Genomic DNA, 13,267 nt, shown 5'->3' with positions numbered 1-13,267 from the left:
GTGGTGGGTTGGTTGGGGTGCGTGGGCGCTGGGCGCATGCCCGTTGCGGCCCGGGGCGTACTGCGCTCGCCGGGCGGTCCGGGCGGCGGCACGTAGGATGGGCGGGTGACCGAGGCTCAGGCGACCCCCCAGACCGGCAAGCGCGTGCTCCTGGCCAAGCCCCGTGGCTACTGCGCGGGCGTGGACCGTGCGGTGCAGACCGTGGAGGAGGCGCTGAAGCTCTACGGCGCACCGATCTACGTGCGCAAACAGATCGTGCACAACAAGCACGTGGTCCGCACCCTGGAGGCCCGGGGCGCCATCTTCGTGGAGGAGAACGAGGAGGTCCCCGAGGGCGCGACGGTGATCTTCTCGGCGCACGGCGTGGCGCCGGAGGTCTACGAGCAGGCCCGGGCCCGCTCGTTGAAGGCCATCGACGCCACCTGCCCCCTGGTCACCAAGGTGCACCAGGAGGCGAAGCGGTTCGCCGCCGAGGACTACGACATCCTGCTCATCGGCCACGAGGGGCACGAGGAGGTCATCGGTACCGCCGGTGAGGCCCCCGAGCACATCCAGCTCGTCGACGGCCCCGAGGACGCGGACCGGATCACCGTCCGCAACCCGGAGAAGGTGGTCTGGCTCTCCCAGACCACCCTGTCCGTGGACGAGACGATGGAGACCGTCGCCCGGCTCAAGAAGCGGCTGCCGATGCTCCAGTCCCCGCCGAGCGACGACATCTGCTACGCCACCTCCAACCGACAGCACGTGGTCAAGGAGATCGCCGCCGACTGCGACGTGGTGCTCGTGGTGGGTTCGCGCAACTCGTCCAACTCGGTCCGGCTGGTCGAGGTGGCGCTGGACGCCGGGGCCCGCGCCGGTCACCTCATCGACTACGCCGCCGAGATCGACGACGCCTGGCTGGCCGGTGCCCGCACGGTCGGCCTGACCTCCGGCGCCAGTGTCCCCGACGAGTTGGTCATGGAGGTGCTCGACCACCTCGCGGCACGCGGCTTCACCGACGTGGAGGAGATCGTCACCGCCAACGAGCGGCTCACCTTCTCCCTCCCGCAGGAGCTGAAGCGGGACATGAAGGCCGCGGCCGCAGCCGCCCGGTCCTGAAGAGCTTCGATGGCTGAAGGTCCGGTCCGGGAACCGCGCGGTCACCCCGCGCGTCCCAACGGTATGAGGACCCTGCGGATCACCGCCGCCGCCCTGCTCGCCGTCGTGGCGCTGAGCGCCTGTGCGCAGGGCGGTGACGGTACGACTGCCACCCCGACCCAGGACACAGGATCGCCCGTGACGACTGACTTCCCGCCCAGCCCCGCCGACCCGACCATGCCGGCCGACCCCGGAAATCCGGGCGGTACCTCCGGTCTGCCACCGGCCACCGCCGGCACGCTCACGTTGACCGGTACGGTCACCCCGGGCGTCGAACCGGGCTGCCTCCTGATCGACGGTTACCTGCTGGTCGACGGCCCCCGGGACGTCCTGCGGGCCGGTAACCGGGTGACGGTCACCGGCCGGGTGGAACCGGACCTGATGACCACCTGCCAGCAGGGCACGCCGCTGCGGGTGCAGAGCGCCAAGCGCGCCTGACCCGGGGCCAGGACGTCTGACCCACCGCCGCGCGGGCCTGACCCGGGGCAGGTGCGTCCGACCCACCGCCGGGCGCGCCGACCGACTGCCGCGCGCCCGGCCCGCCGCCGGGAGGAATCCCGGCCCGGTACGGGAGCAGCGCCCGCCCCCTGGAACGACCCAGGGGACGGGCGCTGCCGTGTGCGTGGAGCGTCGGGTCAGTTGACCGCGCCGACCGAGACCGCGCCCCGGCCGACGACCGCACCCTCGCTGGTCACGATGGCCAGCTCACCGTAGAGCTGGCGACCCGCGGCCGGAGCCGACTGGGCGGTCACCGTGCCGGTGAGGTCGGCGGTGCCGCCGTTGGCCAGGGTGAGCGGGGTGGCCGGCGCCGACAGGGTGCCCAGCGCAGCCGCCGAGAACGAGTCCCGGTAGTCGTACGCGGTGCTGCCACCGGCACCGTCCACCGCGTACCCCTCGACGACGATCCGGTAGCTGCCGGCCACCGGGTTGTTGATCGTCACCGACTCCTCCGAGTCGCCGTCGGCGTTCTGGCCGACGAGCGTGTTGCCCCGGAAGACGTACAGGTCGAGGTCGGCACTGGCGTTCGCCGGGTTGCCGATCCGGGCGGTGAACCGGGTCGTACCCTCCGGAACCTCGACGGTGTACTCCTGCGAGGTGCCCTCGGTGATGGTCGGCCGCTCACTGTGCACGCTGGAGAGCGGGCCGCCCTGGCCGGTGACCGAGACCGGGCCGAAGGTGTTGGTCAGCGACCAGCTCGCCGCAGCCGGCTGGCCGGCGGGGACGCTGGGCAGCTCGATGACGGCCGGCGCGACCTGGACGCCCTGTACCCGCGCGGTGAGCTGGAACGGGTTGTCCAGCGCCGGCGAGGTACGCCGCGACTCCACCTCGATCTCCCAGACCCCGGCGATCGGGTTCTGGTAGTCCCGCTCCTGCGGCTTGCAGACCGCCGGGTCGGAGAAGTTGGTGTAGCAGTTCAGGCTGGAGGTGCTCTCCACCGGTACGCCGTACGGGTTGAACGCGATGAACCGGGTGTGCGAACCGGTGGCGATGCCGGACAGGTTCACCTGGAGAGCGCCGGCACCCGGCGGCACGGTCACGAAGTACGACGTGAAGCCGTTCCGGTTGACGCTCCCCTCGGCCGAGAAGGAGTACGCCGGCGCGGCGACCTCGTGCGAGGCGACCACCACGGTGGCGATCTCGTGGTCGACGACCGTCGTCGCCGGGTCGTCGATCGTCAGGATCGCGCCGTGTGCCCCGGCCGACTTCGGCTTGGCGGTCACGTTGATCGTGACGGTCTGGTTCAGCGGCAGCCGGACCTGGGCCGGAGCCCGGAAGGTGCCGTCGTTGCCCCGCAGCGCGAGCTCGTGGGTGATCGCCCCGGCCGGGCCGCTGGTACGGGTGATCTTCACCGGGTAGGTCTTCGACTCACCGACCCGGTGACCACCGTTGCCGGCGGTGCAGCGGTTGTAGACACCCGGGCCACGGTTGGCCCGCTCCGCCGGCCGGAACTGGCCGGACAGTTCGGTGCAGACCGGTGCGTCGGTGGTGTACGACCGGGTGGTGACGCCGCTCTTCAGCAGCTTCCAGGCGCCCGGCACGTTGAACATGCCGTAGCCCTGGCCGTACGTCGGTACCCCGTCGATCGGCTTGGCCGAGGTGTAGATCGCCCGGCGCAGTGCGGCCGGGGTGACCCCCAGGCCCTTGGCCTTGGCGGCGGAGAGCAGCAGCGCGGCGGCGCCGGCGGCCTGCGGGGAGGCCATCGACGTGCCGTTGAGCATCGCGTAGCCCGGCGGGAGCGGGTAGCCGGCCTCGGCGACCGGGGCGCCCGCCTGCCAGGTCGGCGCGGTGGAGATCGCCGAACCGGGGGCGGCGATGTTCGGCTTGAACCCGCCGTCCTCACGCGGGCCGCGCGAGGAGAAGTTGAACAGCGCGTTCTGCTTGCGGACCACCGAACCGTAGTTCGCCAGCCAGGTGTTCCTGCTGATGCTGGCTGCGGTGCTGACCACGTTGTCGGCCACCGACGGGTCGCCGACGGTGTTCAGGCCCGGGCCGGAGTTGCCGGCCGAGATGAACATCTGCACGCCGTACGTGGTGATCAGGTTGTTGTACAGCTCGGCGCGGGCGTTGAAACCGTCGTTCAGGGCCGGCAGGCCACCGATCGACATGTTGATGACGTCGACGCCCCGGTTGATCACCAGGTCGGCCATGCCGGTGGTGAGCGCCGCAGCGGTGCAGCCACCGCCCCAGGAGCAGGCGCGGGCGGAGACCAGCTTGGCGCCGGGTGCCGCGCCGTCGAGGACGCTGTTGCCGAGCATGTCGTTGGCGGCGGTGATGCCGGCGACGTGGGTACCGTGGGTGGACTCCACGATGCCGATGTTGACGTAGTCGTAGAACGGGCCGGGCTGGCCGTCGGCCGGGTTGGCGTCGACGTCCTCGCGGTACTCGACCACGAACGGGATCTGGTCCCGGACGGCGGTGGCGGGGTTGTCCACCCCGAAGTGCCCGATGTCGAACTTCTCCTTGTACGGCCGCATCATCGGCTCGTCGGTGAAGTCCCGGTTCTGGTTGGCGTCCACCCAGATGTTGTGGGTGACCGGGTCGTAGAGGACACCGAAGCTGTCGGTGGTGTCCCCGTCCCGGTTGACGTCGCCGCGCGGGTCGCTGGTGGCGGTGATCGACTCGTTGAAGAGGTTGAACCGGTAGGTGCCGGCTGCGGCGGTCCAGGTGCCACCGGCGATGGTGAACGACGGGCCGGTCACCTCCGCCTGCATCCGCCGCCAGGTCAGGTCCTCCAGCGGGTCGGTCGCGGTGACCCAGTCGACGATCTTGCGCTCGCCGGTGGTGGTGGTCTGGAGTGCCGGGTGGTCGAGGTCCACGCCGGAGTCCATGATGCCGATGGTCACGCCCCGGCCGTCCCAGGTCGGGTTCGCCGTCTTGAACGCGACGGCACCGGTCTCGTTGGTGGGCATGTAGGGGTTCGCCGCCGGGGTGTCCGCTCCCGGCCCGCTCGCCGTGGTGGCCTGGGCGGCGCTGCGGGGAGCGCCGGCCTTGGCCTCGGGGCGGGGGTCCGGCAGTTGGATGACCTCGTCCAGGTCGACGGCGGAGACACCGGGCAGCGTGGCGGCCCGGAGCACCTTCGAGGTCGGGACCTCGGCGAGTACGTAGCCGATGGTGTCGAACCGGCGGCTGACGGCGGCGCCGAGCGCGGTCAGGTCCGCGGCGACGTCCTTCGCCTCGCCGGCCTCGGTGGCGACGATGAGCGTCACGGTCGGTTCGTGCTTGGCCTCGGCCTCGGCCAGCAGCTTGGCGTCGTGCGCTCCGAGCGTCTCGGCGGCGGTGGCCCGGGACACATCGGATTCGACCGGCGGGTTGGCACTCGCGGTGGTCGTACCGCCCACCGTCATGGCGCCGGCCGCCATGACCGACGCGAAGAGCGCAGCGGAGGTACGCCGGCTCCGTTTGCGGGGTTTACTCACGTTCTCTTCCTCCAGAGAACAGGGCCCTGGAAATTGCAGGGCACGCGTTGACCGAATCCTCGTGGTATTGGAAGTCGATGTCACTACTGGCCGGTACGTTTGTGACCAGCCCGTGACGTGAACTGGCCTACGGTTCTGCGGGACCAGCCGGTCGGCCGATACGCGGACGGACGACGATCTGAGCCGCCATGGTCCGCAGTGGAGGGTTACCGTCCGTTGCCGTCGGAGAGCTGCTCGGTGAGCTGCTCGGTGAGCGGCACCAGCATCGGCTGATCCACCAGCTCGGGGGACCTTGCCTGCCGTGGGGCCGACTCCACCAGCTCGGGCGCCTGTGGCTGCCGTGGGGCCGACTCCACCAGCTCGGGCGCCTGTGGCTGGCGCGGAGCCGACTCCACCTGGGTCGGGGTGGCCAGCTCCTGGTCGGACACTCCCAGGTCGGCCAGCTTGCGGGCGCTCACCAGCACCCGGGCCTCCAACGACCCGACCGTCCGGTTGTACGCGGTGACCGCGCTACCCAGCGCACCGCCCAGCTTGGTCACGTGGTCGCCCAGCGTCGCGAGCCGTCCGTACAGTTCCCGGGCCAGCGAGTGCACGGCCACCGCGTTGCGGGCCAGCGCCTCCTGCCGCCAGGCGTACGCCACGGTCCGGAGCAGGGCGACCAGGGTGGCCGGGGTGGCCAGGACGACATTGCGGGCGAAGGCGTGCTCCAGCAGCGTCGGGTCACGTTGCAGGGCCACGTCGAGAAACGGGTCCGCCGGCACGAAGAGCACCACGAACTCCGGGCTCGGGTCGAACGCCGCCCAGTACGACTTCGCGGCGAGCGCGTCCACGTGCGAGCGCAGGTGCCGCGCGTGCGCGTCCAGGTGGGAGTCCCGGGTCCGCTCGTCCCGGGCCTCCATCGCGGTCAGGTACGCGTCGAACGGCGCCTTGGCGTCCACCACCACGCTGCGGCCACCGTGCAGCCGGACCACCAGGTCGGGCCGGACGGTCTGCTGGTCGGTGCTGGCCGTCACCTGCTCGGCGAAGTCGCAGTGCTCCAGCATCCCGGCCGCCTCGATGATCCGGCGGAGCTGGTGCTCCCCCCAGCGGCCCCGCACCTGCGGGGCGCGGAGCGCGGCGACCAGCTGGCGGGTCTCGGTTCGCAGCTCACCGGAGACCACGCCCATCGACCGGACCTGTTCCCGCAGCTCCGCGTACGCGTCCACCCGGTCGCGTTCCAGTTCGGCCACTCGTTCGGAGTAGCGGCGCAGCGTCTCGTGCAGCGGTGCCACCGCCCGGGCCACCGCCTCCTGGGACTGGGCGGTCGCCTCGTAGTTCAACGCCCGGATGGACTGCTCCAGCCGTGCCTCACCGTCGCGGGCGGCGGCCAGCGTGGCGTCCAGGCGGGCGATCTCCGCTGCGGAGCGGCTCCGCGCGGCCAGCCAGCCCACCGCCCCACCGGCCCCGAGGCAGACGACGACCACGGCCAGCGTCGAGAAGTCCATCCTCCGAGCTTGCCAAACGGGGTACGGGAGGAGCTGCGTGGGTACGTGCGGTTCATGAGGATCGTGTTGGTCGTCCTGCTCGTGCTGCTGCTCGTACTGGTCGTCGGTGTCCTGCTCTGGTGGCGGGCGGAGAGCCGGGCACGGGAGGAACGGCTGGTCGCCGATGCCCGCGCCGACGCGCAACGGTGGTACGAACGCCTCGGCGGCCAGGTGCTGAACCTGCACGGGGACTCCCCGGCGGTACGTCAGGCGCTGGTCGACGCGGGGGAGCGGTACAACGCGGCCGGTGGCCAGTTGGAACAGGCGCGTACCGTCCGGCAGTTCGAACTGGCCCGGGAGACCGCCCTGGAGGGACTGGCGTACGTCCGGGCCGCCCGGGTGGCCCTCGGTATCGATCCCGGCCCGGAGCTGCCCCCGCTGGCTGCGGCGCGGGGCGCCGGCAGGCTGACCCGGGAGCGGACCGTCGACGTGCAGGGTCAGGTCGTCAAGGCCGGGCCGCGACCGGGCGGGGAGACGCCGTACTACTACCCGGGTGGTCGCTACCAGGGGCGGCCGGTACCGGCAGGTTGGTACTCGACGCCGTGGTGGCGGACCGCGTTGGGTGCCGGTGCGGGTGTACTCGGCGGCCTGCTGATCGCCGATGCCCTCTTCTCGCCGGCCTTCGCCGACCCCGGGTACTCCTACGGCGCGGGGTACCAGGAGGGGTACGCCGACGGCCTGGGTGCCGACGGTGGCGGGTCCGACGGTGACGGTGATCCCGGTGGCAGCGGTGATCTCGGTGGTGGTGGCGACTTTGCTGGCGGTGACCCCGGTGGTGGTGGCGACTTCACTGGTGGTGGCGACTTTGCTGGCGGTGGCTTCGGCGGCGGTGACTTCGGTGGCGGTGACTTCGGCGGTGGGGGCGACTGGTAGGTGCCGACCGTCCCGCTGGCAGGTGGTAAAAAGGGCCCCTTCCTATGCAGAATGCGTTAGGAAGGGGCCCTTCCTTACCGGTCAGCCGGTGTTGCGCATGCCGGCGGCGATGCCGTTGACCGTGGTGAGCAACGCCCGTTCCAGGGCGGTGCCGTCCCCGGGGGCCCGCCGGGCGCCGGGTGCGGTGGCGACCGCGCGTCCGGCCGCACCGGAGTCGCGGTACTGCCGCAGCAGGGCGACCTGGAGGTGGTGCAGCGGCTCCAGGTAGGTGTCCCGGACGGCCAGGGTGCGCTGGAGCACCGGCGAGTTCTCCAGCAGGGCCGGCGAGTTGGTGATCGCCAGCACCTCCTGCTTGGTCCGGTCGTACTCCTCGCAGATCAGGTCGAAGATCGGGTGCAGCTTCTTGGGTACCAGCGTCTCGACGTACCGGCGGGCGATGCCCAGGTCGGTCTTGGTCAGCATCATCTCCACGTTCGACAGGAACGTCCGGAAGAAGTGCCAGTTGCGGTACATCTCGGCGAGTACGTCGGACAGCCCCTCGGCCCGGGCGGCGGCCAACCCGGTGCCGACCCCGAACCAGCCTGGCACGATCTGCCGGGTCTGGGTCCAGCCGAACACCCACGGGATCGCCCGCAGCCCGGACAGTCCGGCACCGGTGTTGGGGCGCTTCGCCGGCCGGGAGCCGATGTTCAGCGCGCCGAGCAGCTCGGTCGGGGTGGACGCCCAGAAGTACGCCGGCAGGTCCGGGTTCTCCACCAGCCCCCGGTAGGACCGGAAGGCCGACTCCGAGACCACGTCCATCGCGGCGTCCCAGCGCTCCAGCGCCTCGGCCGGCTGCCGGGGCGTGGTGTGCAGCAGGGCACTCTGCAGCACGGCGGCCAGGGTGAGTTCCAGGTTCTCCCGGGCCAGCGACGGCAGGGTGTACTTGTCGGAGATGACCTCACCCTGCTCGGTGACCTTGATCGCGCCGTCCAGGGTGCCGTACGGCTGGGCCAGGATCGCCTCGTGGGTGGGGCCGCCGCCCCGGCCGACGGTGCCACCCCGGCCGTGGAACAGCCGCAGCCGTACCCCGTGCCGCGCCGCCACGTCCCGCAGGCTGCGCTGCGCCCGGTGGATGGCCCACTGGCTGGTGGTGATGCCGGCCTCCTTGTTGGAGTCGGAGTAACCCAGCATCACCTCCTGCACGTCACCCCGGGCGGCGACCAGGGCCCGGTACGCCGGCAGGGAGAGCAGCTCGTCGAGGAGTTCGCCACCGGCGTTCAGCTCGGCCGGGGTCTCCAGCAGCGGCACGAAGCCGATCCGCGCCCGGCCGCTGTGCACGTCCACCAGACCGGCCTCGCGGGCCAGGACCACGGCGGCGAGTACGTCGTCGACGCCGAGGGTCATCGAGATGATGTACGACTCGATGACCTCGGTGCCGAACCGGTCCTGGGCATCCCGGATGGTGCCGAAGACGTCGAAGGTCTTCCGGGCGCTCTCGGTGAGCGGGGTGTCGGCGTTGCTGAGCGGACGACGCCCGGTCAGCTCGTCGGCGAGCAGCTTGGTCCGCTCCAGCCGGCTCAGGCCCGGGTAGTCGGAGACCTCGCCGACCGCCGCGTAGAACTGGGCGAGCACCGCGTGGTGCGCCTCGGCGTGCTCCCGCACGTCCAGGGTGGCCAGGTGCAGCCCGAAGGCGGAGACGGTACGGATCGCCGAGGCGAGCTTGCCGACCGCGGTGAGCTGGCCGGAGTTGCGGGCCAGCGAGGCGCGCATCAGCTCCAGGTCGGCGAGGAGTTCGGCGGTACCCCGGTAGTCCCGGCCGGGGGTGTGCGCGGTGCCCTCCCGCAGCCGGCGCCGGGTGTTGGCCAGCTTCGCCTTCACGCAGCGCGCCTTGAGCCGGTACGGCTCCTCGGCGTTGACCCGGCGGAACCGGGCCGCCACCTCGGGCAGTACGTCCAGGTCGGCGGCGAGGCTGGCGGAGAGGTCCAGGGACACCCCGCGCAGCCGGCGGGAGACGGAGACCTCGTTGATCAGCGCCTCCATCGCCGTCTCGGTGGCCTGGAGGCCGTGCTCGTGCTGGATCAGCAGCACCTCGCGGGTGACGTGCGGGGTGACGAACGGGTTGCCGTCCCGGTCACCGCCGATCCAGGTGCCGAAGGTCAACGGGCGGGCCGTCGGGGAGGTCTCCACGCCCAGCGAACGCAGCGTGTCGGCCAGGTCGTCGAGTACCCGGGGCGCCGCGTCGCCGTACAGGTCGCGCAGGTAGTAGATGGCGTTACGGGCCTCGTCGGTCGGGTCCGGCCGGTCCAGCCGCAGCTCGTCGGTCTGCCACATCAGGTCGAGCAGCTCGGCCAGGCGCCGGTTGCTCGGGCCCTCGTCGCTGGCCCCGTAGAGGATCGCGGCAGCCGCCTCGGCGTCCAGCTCGTCGGCGATGGCGCGCAGCTTGGACAGGATCGACCGGCGGGCCGCCTCGGTGGGGTGCGCGGTGAAGACCGGCCGGACGGCCAGCCGGCGGGCGGCGGCGGCGATCTCGTCGGCCGGTACGCCCCGCTCGGCGATCATCTTGGCGGCCTGGTCCAGCCAGCCCCCGTGGGTGGCCCGGCGGCGCCGCAGATCGCGGGCCCGGTGCACCTGCTCGGTGATGTTGGCCAGGTGGAAGTAGGTGGAGAAGGCCCGGGCCAGCTTGGTGCCGGTGGTCACGTCCATCCCGGTCAGCCGGGTGGCGGCGGCCGGCGGGTCGGACCGGACCAGGGCGCGTACCTCCTCGACCAGGTCGAGCAGGGGTGGGCCCTCCTGCCGGGCGAGGGTCTGGCCGAGCAGGGTGCCGAGGCGCCGGATGTCGGCGCGCAGGGCGGCGTCAGGTCCGTCGTGGTCGTACTGGTCGGTCATACCCGCGCTCCTTACGTGAGTACGAAGGACAGCGCTGTCCGACTGTCTGGATGGTATCCGCGCCCCCCGGTTCGATTGGAAGGGCCCCTTCCTATCGTTTTTTGCATAGCAGGGGGCCCTTCCTAACAAGTCAGGACGAGGCGGTGTGCCGGGCACGGTGCGTCGGCCGGCCCCGGACCAGGGCGGCGGTGAGCAGCCCGACCAGCCCGGCCAGCGCCCAGCCGGTCAACCAGGCCAGCGGCCAGGCCATCGACCGGCGGTCGAAGTAGACGACCGATTTGAGCAGGTCGTTGGTGAGTCCCGGGACGTTCCAGCGGTGCATCCCGCGCAGCGCGGCCGGCAGGAACTCCGGGGCGTAGATGCCGCCGGAACCGGGGTTGCCGAGCACCACGAGCAGCAGGATCACCAGTCCGGTACCGAGCAGCCCCAGCCAGCCCTGCACGGCGGCGGCGATCATGGCGGCGGCGAAACTGGCCAGCGCCCCGGCGGCGGCGACGAACGGCACATCGTGATCCCAGACACCCAGTACCGGGCCGACGACCAACGCCCCGGCGATCCCGAGCAGCACCGAGTGGACGGCCAGCGCCCCGGCCCGCAGCCCGGCCCGGCGCAGGTCGACCGGGGTGGTGCCGGCGGCCAGGCCGAGCACGGTGGCGGCCAGGTAGCCGCCGAGCACCAGGCCGACCGCCAGGTAGAACGGCACCAGGCCACGCGGGTCCGCCGGGGCGACCGGGTACCCGTCGGTGACCTTGACGGGCACCCCGGCCTGCCCGGCCGCCCCGGTGAGCACCCCGGTGACCAGGTCGGTGGCGCTGGGCGCGCCCGCGCTCGCCGTGGTCAGGTCGAGCCCGCCGGGGGCCGAGGTGAGCACGGCGTACACCTCGCGGGTGGCCAGTCCGTCGTCGGCGGCGGCCCGGTCGGCGTACCCGATGCTCCTGATCGTGTCGGTCCGGCCGCGCACGGCGGTCAGCAGCGACTCGGCCGGCTGGTCGCCGCGCACCACCCCGACGGGTACGTCGTGCGCGGTCGGCTGGTGCAGGGCGCCGGCGTAGGCGGCGATGAACGCGGTGGCCAGGGTGAGCGTGCCGAGGAGCAGGCCGACGGTACGGAGCAGCTGTCCCGGTCCGGTCCGCCGGTCCGCCGTCGTCGCCTCCACCGTGCCAGGCTATGGCTATTAGAGGGGTTCTGAGATGGTAAGAGGGGAATTTTGCTGGCGGCGAAACCAGTTGCCCACGTCGATACCGTGCTGACATGCGACACCTGAGCTACCCGCCCAAGCCGCGCCCCGGCGACCGGGTCGCGGTCGTCTCGCTCTCCAGCCCGGGGCCGGCGCTCTTCCCGCACGTTTACGAGTTGGGGCTGCGCCGGCTGCGGGAGGAGTTCGACCTGGTGCCGGTGGAGTACCCGACCACCCGGGCGCCCCGGGCCGACCCCCGGGACCGGGCCCGCGACCTGGTCGCCGCGTTCGCCGACCCGACGGTCCGCGCGGTCCTCGCCACGGTGGGCGGCGAGGACCTGATCACGGTCACCCCGCACCTGGACGACGCGGTGCTGCGGGCCGACCCGAAACCGTTCTTCGGCTACTCGGACAACACGAACCTGCTGCACCACCTGTTCCAGTTGGGCGTCGTGGCCTACCACGGCGGCTCGGTGCTGGTGCACCTCGGCCGCCCGGGCGCCCTGCACCCGCTGACCGCCGACTCGCTGCGGGCCGCGCTGTTCACCTCCGGCTGGTACGACCTGACGCCCGCCGACGAGTGGAGCGACCAACCCAACGACTGGCAGGACCCGGCCTCGCTCGCCGTGCCGCCGGTGATGTTCCCCGGGCAGGGCTGGCACTGGCAGGGGCCGGCCCGGGTGGTCGAGGGGCCCGCCTGGGGCGGCAACCTGGAGATCCTGCACTGGCTGCTCGCGGCCGGCCGGGTCGGGCCGGACGCGGACCTCACCGGCTGCGTCCTGGTGATCGAGACCTCGGAGGAACTGCCCGGGGCGACCGAGGTCTACCGGATCCTGCGCAACCTCGGCGAACGCGGACTCCTCGCCCGGTTCGGGGCGGTGCTGGTCGGCCGGGCCAAGGCGTGGGACTTCGCCCGCCCGTTGACCGGCGCGGCCAAGCAGCAGCACCTCGACGAGCAGCGCGCGGCGGTCACCCGGGCGCTGGGCGAGTACGCCCCGGACGCGGTGGTGGTCTTCGACGTCGACCTCGGCCACACCGACCCCCAGTTGATCATTCCGTACGGCGGCACCGTGCGGGTCGACGCGCCCGGTCGGCGGATCAGCGTCCGATACTGAACCGATGATCGACGTCAACCATCAGATCAGTGCGGTACGCCGTCGGGTCGGCACCCGGGTGCTGGAGGCCGGCGAGGCCCGGGTGGTCACGGTCAGCCAGACCTACGACGCCCCGGTCGAGGACGTCTGGGACGCCTGCACCAGCGCCGACCGGATCGCCCGCTGGTTCCTGCCGGTCACCGGTGACCTGCGGCTGCACGGCCGGTACCAGTTGCAGGGCAACGCGGGTGGGGTGGTCGAGCGTTGCGACCCGCCCCGGAGTTTCGCCGCCACGTGGGAGTACGGCGGCGACGTGAGCTGGATCGAGGTCCGCCTGACGGACGAGCCGGACGGGCGTACCCGGTTCGAACTGGAGCACGTGGCGCACGTCGACGACGACCGGTGGACCGAGTTCGGGCCCGGAGCGGTCGGGGTCGGCTGGGACATGGGCCTGCTCGGCCTGGCCGGGTACTTCGGCACCGGGAAGTCGGTGACCCCGGAGACGGCAGCCGCCTGGGTCGGCTCCGACCAGGGGCGGGAGTTCATGACCCTGAGCAGCCTGCGATGGGCGGAGGCCAGCGTCGCCGCCGGTACCGATCCCCAGCAGGCACGGGCAGCCGCCGACCGGACCACGGCCGCCTACACCGGCACGCCGGCACCCTGACCCCGGCCCCGCCC

At 72.2% G+C, this 13,267-nt stretch carries 8 protein-coding genes and 1 pseudogene; 5 read left to right on the top strand and 4 right to left on the bottom strand.

All coding sequences use genetic code 11. The features are described 5' to 3' along the window. The first annotated feature begins 105 nt into the window (after positions 1 to 105). Together GSF22_RS21280 and GSF22_RS21275 are read left to right on the top strand one after the other, a co-directional pair. Complete coding sequence (locus GSF22_RS21280; protein ID WP_208815493.1) at positions 106 to 1,098, top strand: 4-hydroxy-3-methylbut-2-enyl diphosphate reductase; 993 nt, start codon at positions 106 to 108, stop codon at positions 1,096 to 1,098. Positions 1,099 to 1,161: 63 nt separating this feature from the next. Continuing rightward, entirely contained in the window at positions 1,162 to 1,575 is a 414-nt protein-coding gene (locus tag GSF22_RS21275) for a hypothetical protein (RefSeq protein ID WP_208815495.1), read from the top strand. Between the two features lie 197 nt (positions 1,576 to 1,772). Here the strand turns inward: GSF22_RS21275 and GSF22_RS21270 are convergent, their stop codons facing one another. Both GSF22_RS21270 and GSF22_RS21265 read right to left on the bottom strand, forming a co-directional pair. Further along, on the bottom strand, positions 1,773 to 5,054 hold the full coding sequence (locus GSF22_RS21270; protein ID WP_208815492.1) for a S8 family serine peptidase: 3,282 nt from the start codon (positions 5,052 to 5,054) through the stop codon (positions 1,773 to 1,775). A 341-nt stretch (positions 5,055 to 5,395) separates the two neighbouring features. Beyond that, positions 5,396 to 6,538, bottom strand: a pseudogene (locus tag GSF22_RS21265) (DNA recombination protein RmuC); the annotation flags it as partial. A gap of 54 nt (positions 6,539 to 6,592) precedes the next feature. On the opposite strand from GSF22_RS21265, the gene GSF22_RS21260 reads away from it, so the two are divergent. Beyond that, positions 6,593 to 7,450, top strand: a complete 858-nt coding sequence (locus tag GSF22_RS21260) for a hypothetical protein (protein ID WP_208815490.1) — start codon at positions 6,593 to 6,595, stop codon at positions 7,448 to 7,450. Positions 7,451 to 7,531: 81 nt separating this feature from the next. Here the strand turns inward: GSF22_RS21260 and ppc are convergent, their stop codons facing one another. Then, on the bottom strand, positions 7,532 to 10,318 hold the full coding sequence (gene ppc / locus GSF22_RS21255) for a phosphoenolpyruvate carboxylase (RefSeq protein WP_208815489.1): 2,787 nt from the start codon (positions 10,316 to 10,318) through the stop codon (positions 7,532 to 7,534). Positions 10,319 to 10,448: 130 nt separating this feature from the next. Further along, positions 10,449 to 11,474: a hypothetical protein gene (locus GSF22_RS21250; RefSeq protein ID WP_307804189.1), complete on the bottom strand. Its 1,026-nt coding sequence runs from the start codon at positions 11,472 to 11,474 to the stop codon at positions 10,449 to 10,451. Positions 11,475 to 11,569: 95 nt separating this feature from the next. Here GSF22_RS21250 and GSF22_RS21245 point away from each other — a divergent pair, with 95 nt between their 5' ends. Then, positions 11,570 to 12,610, top strand: coding sequence for a S66 family peptidase (locus GSF22_RS21245; protein ID WP_208815488.1), 1,041 nt, complete (start codon positions 11,570 to 11,572; stop codon positions 12,608 to 12,610). Between the two features lie 4 nt (positions 12,611 to 12,614). Further along, positions 12,615 to 13,253 carry an SRPBCC family protein gene (locus GSF22_RS21240; RefSeq protein WP_208815487.1) on the top strand — a complete coding sequence of 213 codons (639 nt, stop codon included), beginning with the start codon at positions 12,615 to 12,617 and terminating at the stop codon, positions 13,251 to 13,253. Positions 13,254 to 13,267: the final 14 nt, after the last annotated feature.

The organism is Micromonospora echinofusca (genome assembly GCF_017614955.1).
GTDB lineage: Bacteria > Actinomycetota > Actinomycetes > Mycobacteriales > Micromonosporaceae > Micromonospora > Micromonospora echinofusca_A.
Note: the sequence above shows the minus strand (reverse complement) of the source record. Positions and strands in the feature narration are given on the sequence as shown.